This is a genomic window from Nocardia crassostreae, from assembly GCF_001613405.1.
Classification (GTDB): domain Bacteria; phylum Actinomycetota; class Actinomycetes; order Mycobacteriales; family Mycobacteriaceae; genus Nocardia; species Nocardia crassostreae.
This window is the reverse complement of the sequence record NZ_BDCH01000017.1, coordinates 1-19,387: the sequence shown is the minus strand read 5'-3', so window position 1 is coordinate 19,387 and position 19,387 is coordinate 1. Positions and strand designations below refer to the sequence as shown.

The following is a 19,387-nucleotide window of genomic DNA, read 5'->3' as shown; positions in this document are numbered from 1 at the left end:
GGGGCTGTCGGTATTCGGTCGCTACTGCGCCCAGGGCACGCGGCACGCGTCCTGGCTGAACCCCTGATCGGTGATGCCGAGCGCGTGGTAGCCGCGAGCGCGCGAATTCTCCAGGGCGATCTGGTAGGTCAACTCCAGCGCCCCTTGGGTGCCGAACCGCTTCTTCACATCGGTGACCTGCTCGTCGGTGACCGTCGGCGGAGTGGCGGTCATGGCCTCGGCGAAGGCGATGGCGGCGCGTTCGTCCTCGCTGTAGTGCGGGGACGTCCGATACTCGTCGATGTGTTGCAGCCGTTCGATATCCAGCTCGGACAGCCGCATGAGCATGGATCCGAAGTCGACGCACCACGAACAGCCGACCGTACGAGCCACGTAATACACGGCGATCTCACGAATATGGTGGGGGAGCGTGGTGGACGCACGCTCCACCAGCGTCTCGTGAACCCCCGCCGCCCGCATGAGCTTCGGATGATTGGCCAGCACGGCGAACGGCTCGGGCACCTCACCGAATTGACGCTTGCTGTACCAGTAGGTGATTCGCGTCAGCAGGCCAGCCTGCTTCGGGTTGACGGCGGGAATGCGAGTGACGCCCATTGCGGTCTCCTTCGATCCGAGGGTGTGCTGCTACCCCTTGGACGTGACACTGCCGCCGGACGTGACGGCCGATGGATATTCCCTGCGTCACACTCACGTCCGCCGATACGCCATCAGGCGCCGAAATCGCCGTAAACCGGCGCGCCCTGCTTGCGGTACGTCCCGATCACGACACCCGTCGACGTCGTACGGGATTCGGTGAGCGCGAAACCGGTCGGCTGAGCACCCTCGGCGAAAAACCGCTTACCCGTACCCGGCACAACCGGAAAAGTCAGGATGTTCAGCGTGTCGACCAGGCCGTTCGCAAGCAACGTCTGCGCGAGATTGCCGCTACCGTGCACCTGCAGTTCGCGCCCGGGCCGAGCCTCGAGCTCGGTGACCTCTTTCACCAGATCCCCGTGCAGCAGCTCGGTATTCGCCCAGTCGCCCCGCTCGAGGGTGCGAGTGGCGACATACTTCGGCAGGTCAATGAGCCGGTTCGTCATCAAAGGGCGCCGACCAGCCCCCGTGTGTGAATCCCCCGGTGGTGTCTTCCTCCGGCCCGCCCGGCGCCTGATAAACACCGTCGAGCGTGACGAACTGGGTGACCGAGCGTTCCATGACGTGCTCCTGTGACTGCTCACCCGCCTGATGCGGGCGGTCTCACCTGCTCTGACGAGGGGCGCGCCGTGAACTCATCGGTATCCGGTTGTCGGTCGCGGAGTTGGTGACGGTCGGTGTGGCCGATCGTGCCCATTGCCGGGGATCGACGCTGATCCCCCGTGGTTCGCCATTGAACCTTCACTCCGATATTTCGAGAATCGGCGCGGCGGCTTCAGCTGTTACGACGGTGCGAGAGGGGAGAATTCAGCGGTTCGAGGGGCCGCGGCGGCGGGTGGTGTCGGTGGTCCGGCGGCGGGGGAAGCGGATGTTCATCGGGGCGGGTTCGGGGACGGGGTGGCGTTCGCGGGGTGCGACGAGCAGGCAGGCCAGGCCCAGGGCGGTCGGAATCAGGGTGCTGATCAGGCTGAATACATAACTGCCGGTGCTCATGGCCTCGGGCCGGTGCGCCACGTGATAGATGAAATGCGGCACCCCGAACACCAGCCAGCCGAGCCCGGCCGCGCGTCCGATCATGCTGTCCCGGTAGTACAGCGCGAACGCGGAGATTGCCCCGAGGGCCAGGAAGAACGCCCCGACATCGCCGACCAGATGATGGTTGAACGGCCCGTCCGGGCTCACCCAGTGCAGGCCGAAGCCCGGGAAATCTTCATAGAACGAGCGGGGCGCGAGTACCGCCCACAAGCCGATGAGGATGCCCTGCGCCGCCAGTATGCCCAGCATGATGAGCAGGGCCAGCCAGCGCCGCCGGTTCACCTCCAGCCGCATGCGCACATTGATGCCGTCCCCGGTGCCGCGAAACGAGATCCGCATCGGCCCTGCTCCCATCGCCGAATCGCTCTGTGCTCAAGGTAATTCGCGCGACGGGCGGTAACAAGCACCCGCGCTAGATCTGCTCCATCTTCAGATCCTCGGGTCCCCAGTAGGCGCGCATGAGCACGATCTTGCCGTTCTCGTCGAACTCCATCACGTCGATGGGCGACAGCGTCATCTTCTGCCCGTTGAACGTCGTGACCAGCGTGAACGACACCGCGGCATGCTTGCCGTTCACCTTGACGGTGTGCAACTCGGTCTCGCGCTCCAGATTCTCCAGCGCCGTGTACAGCTCCCGGATCTTCTCGTGCCCGTGCCGCCGCTCGCTGCCGATCGGATCCTCCACCACCGCATCGGCGGCATACAACGCCACGATCTCCTCGGTAGGCCCCGTGGCCACCAACTTCACGTACTGTTCGACCACATCATGAGGCTGCACTGCCACGACGACTCCCACTCGATTGAAACGTGTTCTAGTCCGCAGCCTAGCAAGGACCTCGTGCCCACCACACACCGTGAGCTACTCCGTGGGATTCCTGGACGTGCGATCACCGGGAACTGGTGGCGGTATCGCGCGAGAAGCCCCCGCCACCAGTTCCCGGTCGTGGATGTTTCGGATTAGAGGGCGAGGCGTTCGGCGCCGGAGTACGCGTTCATGGTGTCGCCGCGGAGGAAGCCCACGAGGGTGAGGCCCGCGTCGATGGCCAGGTCCACGGCCAGGGAACTGGGGGCGGAGACGGCTCCCAGGACGGGAATGCCCGCCATGACCGCCTTCTGGACCAGTTCGAACGATGCGCGGCCGCTGACCATGAGGACGAGATCGTGTGCCGGGAGCCGGTTTTCGGGCAGGGCCCAGCCGATGACCTTGTCCACGGCATTGTGGCGGCCGACGTCCTCGCGCACGACCAGGGCGGCGCCGTCGGCGGTGAAGAGCCCGGCCGCGTGCAGGCCGCCGGTGGCGTCGAAAACCTGTTGGCGGGAACGGAGTTCGGTGGGCAGTTCGGCGAGGGTGTCGACCTCGAGAACGGGGGAGTCGGCGGGGAGGGGGTAGCGGGTGCGGGTGCGGACCTCGTCCAGGGCCGTCTTGCCGCAGAGGCCACAGGCGCTGTTGGTCAGGAAATTGCGCGGGGTGATCGGGACCGGGGTGTGGAGCTGGACGTCGAGCACGTTGTAGGTGTTCCGGCCGTTCTCGTCGGTACCGGCGCATTAGCGGGCGGTCACGATGTCCTCGGCGGAGGCGATGATGCCCTCGCTGAAGAGGAAACCGTGGATCAGGTAGATATCCGCGCCGGGCGTGCGCATGGTGACCGCCAGGGATTCTCCGCGCGTGCGGATCTCCAGCGGCTCCTCGACGGCCAGGGTGTCGGGACGCTGAATCGTTCCCTCGGGTGAGATGCGCAGCGTGGGGCGGCGGGCGGTGACTCGGCTCATGCGGTGTTGACGTGCCGTTCCATTCGAATGGTGACTGCTTTGGAGACCGGGGTATTCGACCGCAGCGCAACATGATCCAGCGGTACGAGCGGGTTGGTCTCGGGATAGTAGGCGGCGGCATTGCCGCGCGGGGTGGAGTAGGCGACCACGCGGAAGCCGGTCACCCGGCGCTCGCTGCCATCGGTCCATTCCGAGATCAGGTCCACCAGTTCGTCTTCCACGAAACCGAGGGCGGCGATGTCTTCGGGATGGACCAACACCACGCGGCGGCCGTTGTGAATGCCGCGGTAGCGGTCATCGAGGCCGTAGATGGTGGTGTTGTACTGGTCGTGGCTGCGCAGGGTCTGCAGGATGAGGCGGCCCGCGGGGACCGGGAGCCAGTGCAGATCGTTGACCGCGAAATTGGCTTTGCCGGTGGCCGTGCGGAATTCGCGGGCGTCGCGGGGCGGATGCGGGAGCTCGAAGCCATTGCGGCCGCGCACCTTGTCGTTGTATCCGGCGCAGCCGGGCACGACATTGGCGATGGCATCGCGGATCTTGTCGTAGTCGCGGCGGAAGTCGCTCCACGGCACCGGATGTCCGGGACCGAAGAGTTCGGCCGCCAGCTCGCACACAATGGCGACCTCACTGCGCAGGTGCTCGCTGACCGGCTTCAGGCGGCCGGTGGACAGATGCACCATGGACATCGAATCCTCGACCGAAACCTGTTGGCGCACACCGTCCTGGAGATCCTCGTCGGTGCGGCCGAGGGTGGGCAGGATCAGTGCGGTCCGGCCGTGCACCACATGGCTGCGGTTGAGTTTGGTGGAGACGTGCACGGTGCGCTCGCAGCCGCGCAGGGCCGCCTCGGTCACCTCGGTATCGGGGGTGGCGGCGGCGAAATTGCCGCCCATGCCGAAGAAGACCTTGGCGCGGCCGTCGCGCATGGCGCGAATGGCATCGACGGTGTCCCAGCCGTGTTCACGCGGGCTCCGGATGCCGAACTCGTCGTCGAGGGCCGCCAGGAAGGTCTCGGGCATCTTCTCCCAGATGCCCATGGTGCGGTCGCCCTGCACATTGGAGTGGCCGCGCACCGGGCAGACGCCCGCGCCGGGCTTGCCGATCATGCCGCGCAGGAGCAGCAGATTGGTGGCCTCCTCGATGGTGGCGACGCCGTGCAGCTGCTGGGTGAGGCCCATGGCCCAGCAGATGATGATGTTGCCCGATTCGGCGATGAGCGCGGCGGTGCGGTCGAGATCCGCGCGGGTGAGGCCGGTCGCCTCCTCGACGACGCCGAGATCGACCGCGCGCATGTGCTTTTCGTACTCGTCGAAACCCGCGGTATGGGTGTCCACGAAGACGCGGTCCACGACCGCGCCGGGCTTGCGGTCCTCGGCCTCGAACAGCAGCTTGGCCAGGCCCTGGAACAGCGCCATATCGCCGCCGAGGCGGATCTGCAGGAAGTCGTCGGCAATGGTGATGCCGGTGGTGAAGCCCTTGACGGTCTGCGGATCGCGGAAGCCGATGAGCCCGGTCTCGGGCAGCGGATTCACCGCGATCACCGTGGCGCCGTGCGCCTTCGCCTCACCCAGCGCGGAGAGCATGCGCGGGTGGTTGGTGCCCGGGTTCTGCCCGGCCACGATAATGAGATCGGCCTTCTTGAAGTCGTCGATGGTCACCGAGCCCTTGCCGATGCCGATGGAGCTGGTGAGCGCGGCGCCCGAGGACTCGTGGCACATGTTCGAGCAGTCCGGCAGATTGTTGGTGCCGAAAGAGCGCACCAGCAGCTGATAGAGGAACGCCGTCTCGTTGGCGGTGCGGCCGGAGGTGTAGAAGACCGCCTCGTCGGGTGTGCTCAGGCCGCGCAGGGTCTCGGCGATGAGGCGGTAGGCCTCGGTCCAGGCAATGGGGGAGTAGTGGTCGGCGCCGGGGCGCAGCACCATCGGATGGGTGATGCGGCCCTGCTGCCCTAGCCAGTATCCGGACTTCTCGGACAGCTCCCGGAGTGAGTGCTCGGCGAAGAACTCCGGGGTGACCGTGCGCAGTGTGGCCTCCTCGGCCACGGCCTTGTCGCCGTTCTCGCAGAATTCGGCGGGCCTGCGCATACCGGTCGGTTCCGGCCAGGCGCAGCCGGGGCAGTCGAAGCCGTGCCGCTGATTGACCCTGGTCAGCGTGCGCGCCGTGCGCACCACACCCATCTCCTCGACGGCGCGCTCCAAGGCGACGGTGACCGCCTTGACGCCCGCTGCCTCGGTCTTCGGTGCGGAAACCGTCAGCGCTGACTCGTCGATATCGGCTTTCGGCGCGGCACGATGCATGACGACCATTGTCCTCTCGGTGGAAGCGGCTGTCTCAGTCGGTACCCCGGTCGATGGTATGCCGTGGCCTTCGGATTCTGCCGAACGCATGAACATTGCGCCCCGCGTCCGCGATATAGGGGGCGACGGTTTCACGTAGTCGCCCAATCGGCCAGGGGGTCCAATGCGGTTGGCGTCCAGCAGGTAAAGGCTGGGTGAGAAGTCTCCGCAGCGGGGGTTCCGGGTCGTACCATCGAACGAGCGAGGTCACGCCGGATGATGACACGTGCACAATACGGTCGGCGTGCCGGGGCTCGTCACCGGCAGGCGAAACCGCCACGCGGCGAGCGGTATTCGAACCGCACCGCCCGGATTCTCGCGCTCTTGGCCGCCCTGTTCACCATTGCCGTACCCGCCGCCATGGGCGCGGCCGGGCCCGGAATCGCCATTCCCGCCATACCGTTCACCACACCGGCCGACCAACCGCAGGCCCAGCTGCCGGTGAATCCGCCTCCCGCCACGATGATTTCACCGGTCGCCACCAGCGCCCCGGTGACCACCGTCCCGGCGCAACCCGAGGACGGCGGCGGAACCCAGGACGGCGGCAGCTATCCCGGCACCACCGGCGGGGACTGTAGTGGCGGCGGCTGTGATTCGAACCAGTACCCGGACGACGGTTCCGGCACCTCGGACGGCCCCGGCCAGCAGCAACCGTGCGGAACCTCCTGCGGAAACCCGGACGGGGAATACCCGGACGGCTCCGGATCGACACCCCAGTGCGGTGACTGGGGACAGCCGTCCTGCGGGGGAGTCACACCGGAATACTGCTCCGACGGCAGCCTGAAACCCTCGTACGGAGAATGCCCCGCCCCGATCGAGTACTGCTGGGACGGCAGCGTCAAACCGTCGAACGGGGTATGCCCGAAGCCGATCGAGTACTGCTCGGACGGGAGCGTGAAGCCGTCACACGGGGAGTGCCCCAAGCCGGTGGAGTATTGCTCGGATGGCAGTGTGAAGCCGTCGAATGGGCAGTGCCCGAAACCGGTGGAGTATTGCTCGGATGGCAGTGCGAAGCCGTCCAACGGGGAGTGCCCGAAGCCGGTGGAGTACTGCTCGGACGGGAGTGTGAAGCCCGCGAACGGCCAGTGCCCGACGGTGCCGGAAAAGTGCTCGGATGGCAGTGACAAGCCGTCGAACGGGCAGTGCCTGACGAAGCCGGTGGAGTATTGCGCAGACGGGAGCGTGAAGCCCGCGAACGGGCAGTGCCCGACGGTGCCGGAGAAGTGCCCGGACGGGAGCGTGAAACCGTCCAATGGACAGTGCGGCGGCGGGACCAACCCCGGCACCGATCCCGGGACGAATCCGGGCTCCGGAAACCCCGGCGACATCACGAATCCCGGCGGCCAACCGGCGCAGCCGGATCCGAATACCGGTCAGCCGGAGCCCACGAATCCGGGCTCCAATGACGTCTTCCCGAACCCGGCCGTGACCACCGGGCTCGAATTGGATCCGCCCGCCGCGATACCCGGCACCGAGGTCACCGCCACCGGGCGCGGCTGCGATCCCGGTGCGCAGGTGCAGCTTTCGATCGGCGACACCAAGGTCGCCGACACCCGCGCCGGATCGGACGGCGTCTTCGACGCGACGCTGCCGACCGGAGCCACCGAGATCGGCCATCACCAGGTGACCGCCGAATGCGGTGTCAAGCTCGCCGCGGCCCTGGACGTCGTGCTCGTCAGCCGGGTCGGCGGCGGCGTGGCGACCGCGACCGTCCTGCTGTTCTTCCTGCTCATCGGCGGCTGGTTCTACGGCCACCGCCTGGTATCCCACCTGCCCGCCCGGAGGCCCCGATGATCAGCCGTCACCCGCTCCGGAAAGCCGTCGTGACACTTCTCGCCGTACTTGGATTGTGGGGTGCGGCAACATTGTTCGGGTCCGGACCGGCGGTGGCCGAGGGTTCGGTGAGCGCCACCGCCACCATGGACGGGCGCGCCATTGCCGGAGCGAACGCGCAGAATCCGGTGCGTCTGGATCCCGCCAAGGTCACCGAGGTCACCGTCGAGATCACCAATGGCTCCGCGAATCCGGTGACGATCCGGCGCGTGGATCTCGCCGGGCATGTGCTCGGGCTGAACTTCTTCTCCTACTCGACCTCGGTCGAATTGACCGTGGCGGCGGGCAAAACCGAGAAGCTCACCTACCGCCTCGATCCGGCCGGGCTCGACGGGCAGGCCACCGGGCTGATCGGCTCCGATCTGACGCTCATCGGCTCGAACGGCGATCCGATCACCAGCGTGGCGACCGTCATCGATGTGCGCGGTTCACTGCTGTCGGTGTACGGGCTGTTCGGCATCATCCTGGCGGTGCTCACCGCGCTCGCCATCACCGATGCCGCTCTGACGGTGGCGCGGCACCGGCTTGCCGCCAACCGCTGGCAGCGCGGGCTACGGCTGCTGGCTCCCGGCGTCGGGATCGGGCTGATGGCGGGCTTCACCGCTTCGATCATCCGCTGGTGGGTGCCCGGCACCGGGCTGTGGCTGGCCCTGGCGGGCGTCACCGCCACCGTGTTCTTCCTCGCCGGTTACCTCTCACCCACCCCGCGCGACGAGGACGATCTCGGCTTGGACGCCGATGAACTCGCCGCCGCCCGCGAACTCGATGCCGCGCAAGGCTATCCGGCGGGCGCCGAGGACTTGACCGTCGCCTGGAACCTGGGCGCGCAGGGCTATCCGGTCGGCGGCCACCCCGATCCGGGCGCGCCGCGTCACCACGGACCCGGATATCCCGGCGGCGCACCCGATCCGGCCGCGGCGCCTGGCGCGGGGCCGCCCCGGTATCCCGTCGGGCGTTCGGGCACCGCGGTCTTCGGGCCCGCGGTGGGCGGTCCCGACGATGTGACCATCGGGCGAGATGCTCAGCCGCACAAAGTAATCGGTGACCCCTCCGAGGAGCCGACGATCCGCACCGGGCCGGGTGGGACGCACAGACTGCGACCGGGGGGCGCGGTCGGATGAGCGTGAAGGATCTGAACAGCACCGATATCGGGCGGGTGCGCGCGGCGCTGCCCGGATACGACATCGACGGGCAGGTCGGGCGCGGTGGGTGCGGGGTCGTGCTGGCCGGAACGCATCGCGGCCTGCACCGCCGGGTCGCCATCAAACAGATTCCGCCGCAGTTCGCCGACGATATGCAGGTGCGGCGGCGGTTCGTGGACGAAGCGCGGGTCATGGCGGCGCTCGACCATCCGCACGTGGTGCCGGTGTACGACTACATCGAGCACGAGGATCTGTGCCTGCTGGTGCTGGAGTACCTGCCCGGCGGAACCGTCGAGAGCCGGTTCATCACAGCCGGATTCGAGGCGACGGCGGCCGTCGCGGTGGCGCTGTCCTGCGCTGCCGGACTGGATGCGGCGCACCGGCACGGGGTACTGCACCGCGATGTGAAGCCGTCCAATCTCATGTTCGCCGCCAATGGGACGCTCAAGCTCACCGACTTCGGCATCGCCAAGATCGTCGGCGGCGACGAGACGTTGGTGACCCGCGCCGGGGAGATCGTCGGCACACCGTCCTACATCGCCCCGGAACAGGTTCGCGGCCAGCAGCTTTCGCCCTCCACGGATGTCTACGCGCTGGCCACCATGCTCTACCAGCTGCTCTCCGGCACGCTGCCCTTCCCGCCCGGCGCCGATGCCCTGGCGGTCCTGTTCGCGCACGCCTACGGCGAACCCGTACCCCTCGACGAGGTCGCCCCCACGGTGCCCCAGGCCATTGCCGAGGTCGTCATGCACGGCCTCGCCCCCGACCCGGTCAACCGTTTCGACTCCGCCGAATCCTTCGGCATAGCCCTCGGCGAACCCGCCGTCTCCTGCTGGGGCGCGGATTGGCTCACGCCCGTAGGCATCCCAGTGATCGGCGCCGACACCATCGTCGCCGCCGCAACGGGCGGCACCCGCTCGGTCCTCACCCCCCGGCCGATGCCCCGCCCACCCCACACCCCCCGCCCCCTCCCCGACCCCTACGCCACCACCGCCCCCTCCTCGATCCCCCCATCCGGCGACACCTCCAACCCGAACCTGACACCACCACCCGGCGCACCGGTTCAGGAACACGGCCCATCCACCCCCACCCCGCCCTATCCCGCGAGGGAACCCGACCGGCGGACCGGCCCCGGAGTGGCCCGACCGGGCGCAGCCCCAGGACAACACGGTGGCGGGCCCGCCGCCCACCGGGCGGGTGAGCCCGCCGCACATCAGGGTTCTGGTCGGGCGGGGTCCCAGGGTGCCGCGCCCGCGGCCCACAGGGCGGGTGAGCCCGTCGCACCGCACAGCGAGATGATCCGGCCCCAGCCCGCGCGGCCGGATCATCTGCGGCCAGGGCGGCCGCCGCCGGGGCGGGACAGGGTAAATGGACCGCCGCGGCAGGCGGCTCCCGGCGGGTATCGGGCGCAGCAGGGGACGCCGCCGGGCGGGTACCCCATGCAGCAACCGCCGGGCAGCGGCTGGGGGCAGCCGGGTGCCGGATTCCGCACCGTGCCGACCGCGCGGGTGCGCCCCTTGCAGCCGATGCAGCACAACGGGATTCGGCTCGTCGACGTGGATCGCGGTGATCTGGTGCCGATCCAGCGGGTGGTCACGCTGCCCTCACCGCGGGTGCCGTTCCTGGCGGCGGCCGTCCTTACGGTCGTGGCCGGTGGGGTCGCCGTGCTCGGGGTCGGTGCCGCTCCCGAGTCGAATACGCCGCCCGCCGGTGTGGTTCGCATCGCGGGCGTTGACCCGGCCGTGAGCAGTGTCGAGCTCGACCTGTCCAAACCGGTGCCGATCGAGATCTCCGGGGGTGACGCCGATTCGGTGAAACTCGGCCTGAGCGTGCTGGGCAATGGTGTCGGCGGCGCGGTCACGCCGCTGCAACCGGGTAATCCGGCCGTCGCCGAACTACCCGCCCCGGTGAACCAGTACGTCCTCGCCGGTGACCTCACCGCACATCTGACCCTGTCACGAGGCGGAACCACCACCGCCACGTACGAATTCGACGTCGACACCACCCAGCGCGCCACCACCACGGCCACCGCCATCGCGCTGGCCCTGCTCCTGCTCTTCGCCGTCGCGTACGCGGAATCCAATGCCCGCACGCTCCGCCGCGGCAGCGCCCGCTTCGCCGCCACCTTCGGCCTGACGGTCTCGGCGGGCCTGCTGGGCATCGCGGCGGCGGGCGCATCCTGGATCCTGCTCGGCCACGAACCCACCGTGGCCTCCGTAATCGCGTGCGCCGCAACGGGCTCCGCCGCAGGCCTGGCCCTGGCCATCGCCTGCCGCCGCGTCGGCAAACGCTTCCGCTATGTCCGCCTGCACCGTGATCGCGACCGTGACCGGGTGCGCGCCTGATCCGAAACATCCTCGACCGGGAACTGGTGGCGGCCGCTACTCGCGAAATGCTGCCACCAGTTCCCGGTGATCAGCCGTCCAGATAGCGGCGGCCGGGGTCTGCCCGGTAGGTGAGGATGCGCTGGCCTATGCGGACGCTCCAGCCGGGTTTCAGTTCGATCGGGCGCTGGCCCACGCGGATCCAGTCGGCGGCGCCGGGCGCCGCGACGAACGTTCCGCCGGGGGTTGCCGCGTCGCGGACGAAGACCGTGCCGCCTTCGACGTAGACGTAGGCATGCACCCGCGAGACATGACGGTTGCGCGGAATCACGATGGGCGCCGCCATTGCTCGCCGGACGGCATCGTCGATCATGGGATCGCGGCCGACCACATACGGCCGATCCAATGGGTACACCGACCCGTCCGACGTGGTCAGCGCTCCCGTAACCGGTTGCGCCGCAGGACCGGCCGCCCGCTGTGGGCCGGACGCCACATCCTCGAAGGCCGCCGCCTCCGCGTCGAAGGCGGCCGTCGGCGGTTGCGCATCCGGGTCCGGGCGATCCTGCCCAGCGGGGGAACCGGCCTCGCCCGGTGTGGATTTCGCGGGTTTCCAGCCGAACGATTGCGGCGCATCCGGTTCCGGCGCCGACGTGCGCGCGGCCCGGCCGCCCGCCCGTTCCGCACCGGCGGCACCGCCACCCTGACTCGGCGCACCGGCCTTGCGTGTCGCCTCGTCCGCCCCGGCCGCACCGCCACCGGCGGCGCCCTCCCCTCGAGGCGTGTCCTTGAGCGTCTCCTGGTTCATCAGTGCCGTATCCGGAGAACTCTCGCCCGAGCCCGAGCCCGAGCCCGAGCCGGTGCGCGGCACGTCTGGCGACCCACTGACCCGCGTCTCGTCGAGACCGCGAGGCGGCGTGGAGCCGCGCCCCGCCGCCGGAATGGTCTTCCGCACACCGAGTGGGTCGTTCGCCGGATCGGCGGGAGATCCGGAATCGCCTGCGGAGGACCCGCTTCGGCGCTGTGGAGCACCGGTGTCCGGCTGGCTCGCCGGATGGCCTGGCATGCGCGTCTCCGTGGTGGCCTCCCGCGGCGGCTTCCCCGCTTTCTTACCGGGTGACGGATACGGCGGAGGATCGGACAAGACCGGCCCGGACCACGCCTGCGCTGACGGCACCGGCCGATCGACGGTCGGAATGAGCGCCTGCGGATCCGATGCCGGTTCCGGCGTATCCGGCGTCTGCGGTCGCGGAGTCCGGGTCACGGTCGGCACCTCGGACTGCGGATCGCGCGGGCGAACGGCCCCGGCCGATGCCGCCAGGTCCTCGGCGTGCCCGCCCGCCGCGGACTCGAAAGCCTCGGCATCGGCCGCAGCCATTGCCTGCGTCTCCACCGGCGCCGCAGCGGGTCCGCCGCGCCCCGCCGCCGAACCTGCCGAGCGCCCCTCCGAGCCCGCCTCCGCCGTTCCGGCTGCCGCCCCCTTGGAAAGGATGGGTCCCGACCCACTCGCGGGCGTTTCCGAACGCGCGGCTTGCCGTCCGGCCGCTGGGGTTTCGAAGCGAGCGGGTCCTGGTCTGCCCGCCGGTGTTTCCGGGCGCGCGGGTTGCCATGCGGCTGATGGGTTTTCGGCGCGAGCGGGTGCTGATCCAGGGGTGGAGGTTGCCGGTCTGCCCGGTGTCGATCCGGGCGCGGGGGATTCTGGGCGGGTGGGAGGCCATCCGGTTGCCGGTGTCTGTGGGCGGCTGGGCTCGACGGGTTGGGCGTCGGCGGCTGTGGTCTGGGTTTCGGCTTGTGCGGTGGAGGGGGTGGGGGGTGCGTTCGGACCGGTCGGGCGGGTTTGGGGGCGGGCAGGGGGTGTCGAGTGGGGTTGCGGGTGGGGGGATGGTTGTGGGCCCGAGGGGGATTCGGGTGGGTCGGGGAGGCGGGATTCGGGGCGGGTGACGGCGGGTTCGGGGGGTGGGGTTTCCGAGGTGGGTGGGGTGAAGCGGGTGTGGGAGGGGGTGGGGATGGGGGCGCGGCGGGTCATGTCGGGGGTGGGGACGGCCGGATCTGTTGGTGGGGGAACGGGTTTGGGGATGGAGCTGCTGGTGGTGCGGGAGTGGACGGTGACGCCGGTGGGCGGGGCGTGCAGGATGAAACCGCCGGCGGCGGCCACACCGGCGCGTAGGTCGGTGTGCGGGATTTCGGTGGTCGCGCGGGTGTCGGCGGCAATCGTCAGGCGGCGCACCGGATCTCGCAGGATCTCGTCCGCCCAGGTCATGGCGCGGACGCCGGATAGCTGGCGGGTGCCCTCCGGGCCGTCGACAATGGCGCGGACCGGGCCGCGCAGCAGCACCAGAATGCCGCCGGAGGTGGGCGCCACCACGCCGAAGGCAGGCGGGTGCGCGGAACCGCTGCTGAAGACCGCCGCGGCCAGGCGCTGGGCAATGGCCACGCCCGGGTCGCCCGCGCTGGACGCCGTCTCCGCCGCGCCGAGAACCCTTTCGGTGGAAGGACTTTCACCCGCCAGGAAGATCACCACATTGCCGAAGCGCGCGACCAGACCGTCGCCGCGCGCCAATCCCACCGTGGTTGAAATCCGCCCCATCCGCGCCTCCTCAGCCGGGCGCTCACAACATCGCAGTCAGCATAAGTCCCACAACCCGCCCCGGCAGCGGCTGTCGAACAACGTGACCGGTATCCACCGGGCCGCCCGCCGCGGTGGCGGGAATCCGCTCACCCCATCGAATATGCCCCGGTCGTGCTCGGACCGCATCCGGCGCCGCTGCCGGTGCGCTATCCAGGACATACGCGGCGAGCGCGCGGGCCGTTCGGTGCGACACGTTTCGCCAACTTGACCAATATGCCGCGCGGCGGCGACTCGGACGCGAGGATCGAGTGATCGTGCCGGAGCACCCGGCTCCGGCACCGCGATGAGGACTCAACCCATGGGCACGATCGACAGGAACCGGCGCGCCGCCACTCCCCGCGGCGTGCTCTCGACCTTCGCGGCCGCGACGCTCGCCGCCTCCGCCATCACCCTGCTGTGCGCACCCGCCGGTGCGACGGCCACCCAGGTGGGCGTGGATCCGGGCATAAGCTTCGGATCCGCCACCAACTACGGCACCAGCTGCACCTACATGGTGAACGGCTACGTCGACGACCCGACCACCCCGGTCGTCTTCTACGACAATGGAGTCCCCTTCGCCTGGGCCCGCCCCTCCGGCCGCCTCGCCGAAGTGAAATGGACTCCCCAATACCAGGGCGCCCACCGCCTCCAAGCCGTCCAGCACAGCGGCCCCGGCGAGGACGTCTTCCCCTATGTCGACATCCACGTAGCCCAGGGCCTCAACGCGGGCTCCGGCTGCAACGTCTTCGGCGGCTGATCCCCGCGACCGATGAAGTCAGGCCCGGTCGAAAGCGGCTTCGGCGGCCGGGGCGGCGGCTTCGCGGTCGGCGGCGACCAGGCCGATGCGGGTGCGGCGATCGAGGATGTCGTCGCTGTCCAGGGCGCCCTCGTGGGTTGTGGCGAAGGCGAATTCGGCGCCGATCACATCGATGCCCGGGGCCACGGGGGCGGCCATGAACGGATGCTGGCGGGTGAGTTCGAGGATGGTGGCGGCCTCGCTGCCGTAGCGCTCCACCAGTCGGGTGGGTGCGGCGATGCCGTCGCGGAAGGCGCCGGTGACCGCGCCGATGAGCGGGAGGTCGCGGGTGCGGCACGGCGCGGCAGGAAGTGCGGCGTGGGCGACGGCGGCGTCCACGGCGTCTTCGGCCATCTTGCGGTAGGTGGTGAGCTTGCCGCCCACGACGGTGATCACGCCGGTGGGGGAGGTGAGGATGGCGTGCTCGCGGGAGATGTCGGCGGTGCTGTCGCCGCCGGTGCGCAGCAGCGGGCGCAGGCCCGCGAAGGTGCCGCGAATATCCTTGCGGGTCAGGGGTTCCCGGAGCACCGTATTGACGGTGTCGAGCAGGAAATCGATTTCGGATTCGGTGGCGTGCGGCACGTCCGGCACCGGGCCGGGGGCTTCCTCATCGGTCAGGCCCAGGTAGACGCGATTGTGCGCGGCGGGGAAGGCGAAGACGAAACGGCTGGTGCTGCCCGGAATCGGCACGGTCAGCGAGGCTGTCAGCCCGCCGAACGCGGCGGCGTCGAACATCAGGTGGGTGCCGCGCGAAGGGCGCAGTTCGATGCTGGGGTCGACCTGATCGGCCCACACGCCGGTGGCATTGACCACACAGCGAGCGGTGACGGTGAGGGTCTCACCGGTCATCCGATCCGTCAGCGTGGCCGACGTCCCGGTGACATCGGTGGCCTCGACCCGGGTGAGAACGGACGCCCCTTCCAAGGCCGCCGTGCGTGCGATGGCCACCACGAGCCGCGCGTCGTCCACCAACTGCCCGTCCCACGCGATCAGCCCGCCGCGCAGCCCGGCTCGCTTCACCGTGGGCGCGAACCGCAAGGCCTCGGCCGCCGCCACCCGCCGCGACCGCGGCAGCACCGCCGCCGAGGTCCCGGCCGTGCGGTGCAGCACGTCACCGGCCGCGAACCCGATGCGCACCAAGGCCTTCTGCGCCGCCCCGATATTCGGCAGCAGCGGCACCACCTGCGGCAGCGCGCGGGTCAGATGCGGTGCGGTGCGGGTGAGCAGGATGTCGCGCTCGACCGTGCTCTCGTGCGCGATACCCACGCCGCCACTGGCCAGATACCGCAGCCCGCCGTGCACCAGCTTGGAACTCCAGCGGCTGGTCCCGAACGCCAGATCCCGCTTCTCCACCAGCACGGTCCGCAGCCCGCGCGCCGCGGCGTCCAGGGCCACACCGACACTGGTGATGCCGCCGCCGATGACCAGCAGGTCGATGGTCCCGCCGTCGCCGAGCGCCAGCAGCTCACGCTGCCGCCGGGCGGCATTGAGCGCCGAACTGGGCTGGGCCGAATTACCGGTCATAGCGGGGCCTTTCGATGCGGTACAGGTGGAGGGAGAGGTCAGCGGGGCGCCAGATAGCCGTCGATCGCGTGGCTGAGCTCGATATCGAGATGTTCGGAGTCGAGCAGTGCCGCGACGGTCCCCGCCGACTGCACCGCCGACTGCGCGATGAGCAGCAGCATGGTGGCCATCCGCTCGGGATCCCCGTCGCGAATCGACCCGTCGCCCTGGCCTTCTCGAATACCGTCGGCGAACAGTCCGATCAGCGCCCGCTGATTGCGGCCCAGCCGTTCGAACACATAGGTCAGCATCACCTCGGCGTCGGTGCGGAAGATCTTGGCGAACAATGGGTTCCGCCGGATCAGCGCGCCGCCGCCGACAATCGCCGCCACCAGCCGGTCGCGCGCGGCGCCGCCGGAAGGCACTGCCGCCGCGATGATCTCGCGCAGCTCCCGCACCAGCAAGTCCGCCACCAGCGATCCGGTATCCGGCCAGCGCCGGTATACGGTCGGGCGGCTGACACCCGCGCGCTTGGCCACCTCGGTGAGGGTGGTGCGCCGGACGCCGAATTCGGCCACGCAGGCCCGGGCCGCGTCGAGGATCGCTCGATCGACGGCGGAGGACGGTTCGGTCGATGTCATGGATGCCACCATGGAGAGGCTAGAGGGTCTTTTCGGGTCGGGTTTCGTTACTGCTTGACATTCTATGTCAGACTGTAACGCATGGTCGACACGCGAGCATCGTCCGCTTCGACGGAAAACCCGGGCGTGGCGCAATCGCGCCCGAGTATGGTGTGGGACGCCTGGGGCTCCCCGTCCGGACACAAACCGCTGTCCGAGCAGATTCGGGGACTGCTCGCGCAGGTATTCGGAGTGTCCGGTGACCCGGTGACCCGTCGCGATGAGGGCGACGTGCCGCTGCGTGATTCGGCGCTCACGCCGGAAAAGCACGCCGGGCTCGTCGCGGTGGTCGGCACGGAGAACGTGTCGGTCGGCCACCGCGATCGGCTGCAGCATGCGGGCGGTAAGAGCACCCCGGATCTATTGCGCCGCCGCGCCGATGGGCCGCAGGACGCCCCCGATGCCGTCGTGTTCCCCGGCGATCACGCCGAAGTGCTTGCGCTGCTGGACTACTGCGCGGCCACGGGAATCGCCGTCGTGCCGTTCGGCGGCGGCACCAGCGTCGTCGGCGGATTGGATCCGGCGCGAGGCGCTTTCGACACCGTCATCGCCTTGGACCTGCGCCGCTTGGACGGGGTCACCGACGTCGACGCCATCAGCGGCACCGCTACCCTCGGCGCTGGGCTGACCGGTCCGCAGGCCGAGGAACTGCTTGGTAAACAAGGTCTTTCGCTCGGCCATTTCCCACAGAGCTTCGAATACGCCACTATCGGCGGCTTCGCCGCCACCCGATCCTCGGGGCAGGCGTCGGCGGGGTACGGGCGCTTCGACGACATGATCCAGAAACTGCGAATCGCCACGCCCAGCGGCACTCTCGACCTCGGGCGCGCGCCCGCCTCCGCTGCCGGACCCGATCTGCGGGAGCTGTTCTCCGGGTCGGAAGGCACACTCGGCATCATTACCGAGGTCACGGTGCGCGTGCATCCGATCCCGGAAACCACCGCGTATCAAGCCTGGTCGTTCCCGGACTTCGCCACCGGCGCCGCCGCACTGCGCACCGTGATCCAGGCCGGGGCGGCCCCCACCGTCATGCGGATGTCCGACGAAGCCGAGACCGGGCTCAACATGGCGCGCGCCGGGGATATCGGCGGCGCGAGCGTCGGCGGCTGCCTCGCCGTCACGACATACGAAGGCACCGAAGCGCATGTCGCGGCTCGTAGCGCGGAAGCCAATGCGCTGCTCGCGGCCGCCGGTGGCACCGCGCTGGGCGAAAACCCGGCCCGCGAATGGGAGCATGGTCGCTTCTCGGCGCCTTATATGCGCGACTCGCTGCTGGACGTCGGAATCCTCTGCGAAACCCTGGAAACCGCCACGAGCTGGTCGAATCTCGCCAACTTGAAGGCGAAAGTCACCGGCGCGCTGGTGGATTCGCTCACCGCCGGGGGTGCGCCCGCGTTGGTTATGTGCCATATCTCGCACACCTATCCGACCGGCGCCTCGCTGTACTTCACCGTCGTCGCGAAGCAAGCCGACGATCCGCTCGCGCAGTGGGCCGAGGCCAAGCGCGCTGCCGGTGACGCCATTGTCGCGGCGGGAGGCACCATCACTCATCACCACGCCATCGGGGCCGACCACAGGCCGTGGATGACCGATGAGATCGGCGACCTCGGCGTTCAGGTTCTGCGCGCTGTGAAACAGGCAGTTGACCCCACCGGAATCCTCAACCCGGGAAAGCTGATTCCGTGAAGACGATTAGCTCCATCGCGCTGGTGACCGACCCGCTCTCCGGGCAGGGCAAAGGCGAACAGGTCGGGCAGGCCGCGGCCCGGCTGTTCGGGCAGCGCGGTATCAAGGTCACCGAGATCCGCGGTGACTCCGCGGCGCACACCGAAGCACTGCTCCGGGAAGCCCTGGCTGATCCCGGTGCCCGTCCCGACGCGGTGGTCTCCGCGGGTGGCGACGGACTGACCTGTGTGGCATTGCAAGCCCTGGTGGGTGCCGGGACGCCCTTGGGTCTGGTGCCTGGCGGCACCGGGAACGACCTCGCTCGCGAGGTCGGCGTTCCGGAGGACGCCGCCGCGGCGGTTGACGTGGTGCTCGGGGGCAAGACCCGCACGATCGACCTCGGAACGGTCGAGACCGACGGGGCGAAGGACCCGATGTGGTTTGCGACCGTGACCGGTACCGGGCTGGATGCGCGAGTCACGCTGCGGGCCAACCGGTTGACGTGGCCGAAGGGGCCTATGCGCTACACGGTGGCGGCGCTGATCGAGTTGATGGGCAGGCTGGCGGTTCCATACCGGATCGAACTGCACGGGTCGCCGGATCACTCGGATGGGACTGTTATAGAGCAGGCTGCGGTGATGGTCGCGGTGGGGAACACCCGCACCTACGGGGGCGGCATGCTGATCACGCCCGACGCTGTGATCGATGACGGGTTGCTGGATCTTACTGTGGTCAGCGCCATGTCCCGTCTGGACATGCTGCGGCTGCTGCCCGCGCTCTCGTCCGGAAAGCGAATCGATCACCCGGCCACCACTCAGTACCGTGCGGCCATGATCACGTTGTCCGCCCCGGGGGCACCTGCAACGGCCTACGGTGACCCGGCGGGCACGCTCCCCGTAACCTTCAAGGCACACGCTGGAGCCCTGGAAGTCCTGGTGCCGTGACCGGCTGTGTCCAACAAGTCTGTGCCCTGCACCAATAGGTGTGGGGCACAGACGGTTCGGGGACAAACTGCATTGCAGAAGGCTGGTGCCGCAAGACTGTGGATGCGCGAACGGTATCAAC

15 protein-coding genes and 1 pseudogene are annotated in these 19,387 nt (G+C 69.2%); 6 read left to right on the top strand and 10 right to left on the bottom strand.

Annotated elements, in window-relative coordinates; translation table 11 throughout:
• Positions 1-21 precede the first annotated feature (21 nt).
• The 7 genes and pseudogenes from NC4_RS16630 to NC4_RS16605 all read right to left on the bottom strand — a co-directional run bounded on the left by NC4_RS16630 (position 22) and on the right by NC4_RS16605 (position 5,735).
• Positions 22-594 (bottom strand): carboxymuconolactone decarboxylase family protein, encoded by a 573-nt coding sequence (locus NC4_RS16630; protein WP_067538881.1) that lies wholly within the window; start codon positions 592-594, stop codon positions 22-24.
• A gap of 113 nt (positions 595-707) precedes the next feature.
• The gene (locus NC4_RS16625) at positions 708-1,079 is read right to left on the bottom strand and encodes a dihydrofolate reductase family protein (RefSeq protein WP_245721735.1); all 372 of its coding nucleotides are present in this window, start codon (positions 1,077-1,079) and stop codon (positions 708-710) included.
• Positions 1,060-1,194: a hypothetical protein gene (locus NC4_RS43980; RefSeq protein WP_281186302.1), complete on the bottom strand. Its 135-nt coding sequence runs from the start codon at positions 1,192-1,194 to the stop codon at positions 1,060-1,062. Before NC4_RS43980 ends, NC4_RS16625 begins: the two co-directional genes overlap by 20 nt.
• A gap of 246 nt (positions 1,195-1,440) precedes the next feature.
• Positions 1,441-2,007 (bottom strand): hypothetical protein, encoded by a 567-nt coding sequence (locus NC4_RS16620; RefSeq protein ID WP_067538878.1) that lies wholly within the window; start codon positions 2,005-2,007, stop codon positions 1,441-1,443.
• Positions 2,008-2,080: 73 nt separating this feature from the next.
• Positions 2,081-2,452, bottom strand: coding sequence for a nuclear transport factor 2 family protein (locus NC4_RS16615; RefSeq protein ID WP_067538874.1), 372 nt, complete (start codon positions 2,450-2,452; stop codon positions 2,081-2,083).
• Between the two features lie 173 nt (positions 2,453-2,625).
• A pseudogene (gene fdhD, locus NC4_RS16610) lies at positions 2,626-3,438 on the bottom strand (formate dehydrogenase accessory sulfurtransferase FdhD).
• The gene (locus NC4_RS16605) at positions 3,435-5,735 is read right to left on the bottom strand and encodes an FdhF/YdeP family oxidoreductase (protein ID WP_067539826.1); all 2,301 of its coding nucleotides are present in this window, start codon (positions 5,733-5,735) and stop codon (positions 3,435-3,437) included. Before NC4_RS16605 ends, fdhD begins: the two are co-directional and overlap by 4 nt.
• A gap of 255 nt (positions 5,736-5,990) precedes the next feature.
• Between NC4_RS16605 and NC4_RS40260 the strand changes: the two genes are divergently transcribed.
• From NC4_RS40260 to NC4_RS16580, 3 genes are read left to right on the top strand one after another with little or no spacing between them, the layout of a single operon-like run.
• Positions 5,991-7,568: a hypothetical protein gene (locus tag NC4_RS40260; RefSeq protein WP_157554808.1), complete on the top strand. Its 1,578-nt coding sequence runs from the start codon at positions 5,991-5,993 to the stop codon at positions 7,566-7,568.
• Positions 7,569-7,597: 29 nt separating this feature from the next.
• Positions 7,598-8,728, top strand: coding sequence for a hypothetical protein (locus NC4_RS16585; RefSeq protein ID WP_157554806.1), 1,131 nt, complete (start codon positions 7,598-7,600; stop codon positions 8,726-8,728).
• The gene (locus NC4_RS16580) at positions 8,725-11,094 is read left to right on the top strand and encodes a serine/threonine-protein kinase (protein ID WP_084529231.1); all 2,370 of its coding nucleotides are present in this window, start codon (positions 8,725-8,727) and stop codon (positions 11,092-11,094) included. The genes NC4_RS16585 and NC4_RS16580 overlap by 4 nt, the downstream gene beginning before the upstream one ends.
• Before the next feature lie 70 nt (positions 11,095-11,164).
• Here NC4_RS16580 and NC4_RS43975 read toward each other — a convergent pair whose 3' ends face one another.
• The gene (locus NC4_RS43975) at positions 11,165-13,657 is read right to left on the bottom strand and encodes an FHA domain-containing protein (protein ID WP_067538864.1); all 2,493 of its coding nucleotides are present in this window, start codon (positions 13,655-13,657) and stop codon (positions 11,165-11,167) included.
• Positions 13,658-13,997: 340 nt separating this feature from the next.
• Between NC4_RS43975 and NC4_RS16570 the strand changes: the two genes are divergently transcribed.
• Positions 13,998-14,435: a hypothetical protein gene (locus tag NC4_RS16570; RefSeq protein WP_067538861.1), complete on the top strand. Its 438-nt coding sequence runs from the start codon at positions 13,998-14,000 to the stop codon at positions 14,433-14,435.
• Between the two features lie 18 nt (positions 14,436-14,453).
• On the opposite strand, the gene NC4_RS16565 is transcribed toward NC4_RS16570, so the two are convergent.
• Together NC4_RS16565 and NC4_RS16560 are read right to left on the bottom strand one after the other, a co-directional pair.
• A complete protein-coding gene (locus NC4_RS16565; protein ID WP_067538859.1) occupies positions 14,454-15,998 on the bottom strand; it encodes a glycerol-3-phosphate dehydrogenase/oxidase in 1,545 nt (514 codons plus the stop codon).
• Positions 15,999-16,036: 38 nt separating this feature from the next.
• Complete coding sequence (locus NC4_RS16560) at positions 16,037-16,618, bottom strand: TetR/AcrR family transcriptional regulator (protein ID WP_067539821.1); 582 nt, start codon at positions 16,616-16,618, stop codon at positions 16,037-16,039.
• Positions 16,619-16,765: 147 nt separating this feature from the next.
• On the opposite strand from NC4_RS16560, the gene NC4_RS16555 reads away from it, so the two are divergent.
• Positions 16,766-18,343 (top strand): FAD-binding oxidoreductase, encoded by a 1,578-nt coding sequence (locus NC4_RS16555; RefSeq protein ID WP_067538856.1) that lies wholly within the window; start codon positions 16,766-16,768, stop codon positions 18,341-18,343.
• Positions 18,340-19,266, top strand: a complete 927-nt coding sequence (locus tag NC4_RS16550) for a diacylglycerol kinase family protein (protein ID WP_067538854.1) — start codon at positions 18,340-18,342, stop codon at positions 19,264-19,266. The genes NC4_RS16555 and NC4_RS16550 overlap by 4 nt, the downstream gene beginning before the upstream one ends.
• Positions 19,267-19,387 lie beyond the last annotated feature (121 nt).

What these genes read in the sequence shown, in the direction of transcription:
- NC4_RS16630 (WP_067538881.1), bottom strand. Translation starts at nt 594, where the DNA reads ATGGGCGTCACTCGCATTCCCGCCGTCAACCCGAAGCAGGCTGGCCTG.
- NC4_RS16570 (WP_067538861.1), top strand. Translation starts at nt 13,998, where the DNA reads ATGGGCACGATCGACAGGAACCGGCGCGCCGCCACTCCCCGCGGCGTG.
- NC4_RS43975 (WP_067538864.1), bottom strand. Translation starts at nt 13,657, where the DNA reads ATGGGGCGGATTTCAACCACGGTGGGATTGGCGCGCGGCGACGGTCTG.
- NC4_RS16605 (WP_067539826.1), bottom strand. Translation starts at nt 5,735, where the DNA reads ATGCATCGTGCCGCGCCGAAAGCCGATATCGACGAGTCAGCGCTGACG.
- NC4_RS16565 (WP_067538859.1), bottom strand. Translation starts at nt 15,998, where the DNA reads ATGACCGGTAATTCGGCCCAGCCCAGTTCGGCGCTCAATGCCGCCCGG.
- NC4_RS16555 (WP_067538856.1), top strand. Translation starts at nt 16,766, where the DNA reads ATGGTGTGGGACGCCTGGGGCTCCCCGTCCGGACACAAACCGCTGTCC.
- NC4_RS16580 (WP_084529231.1), top strand. Translation starts at nt 8,725, where the DNA reads ATGAGCGTGAAGGATCTGAACAGCACCGATATCGGGCGGGTGCGCGCG.
- NC4_RS16620 (WP_067538878.1), bottom strand. Translation starts at nt 2,007, where the DNA reads ATGCGGATCTCGTTTCGCGGCACCGGGGACGGCATCAATGTGCGCATG.
- NC4_RS16625 (WP_245721735.1), bottom strand. Translation starts at nt 1,079, where the DNA reads ATGACGAACCGGCTCATTGACCTGCCGAAGTATGTCGCCACTCGCACC.
- NC4_RS43980 (WP_281186302.1), bottom strand. Translation starts at nt 1,194, where the DNA reads ATGGAACGCTCGGTCACCCAGTTCGTCACGCTCGACGGTGTTTATCAG.
- NC4_RS16560 (WP_067539821.1), bottom strand. Translation starts at nt 16,618, where the DNA reads ATGACATCGACCGAACCGTCCTCCGCCGTCGATCGAGCGATCCTCGAC.
- NC4_RS40260 (WP_157554808.1), top strand. Translation starts at nt 5,991, where the DNA reads ATGATGACACGTGCACAATACGGTCGGCGTGCCGGGGCTCGTCACCGG.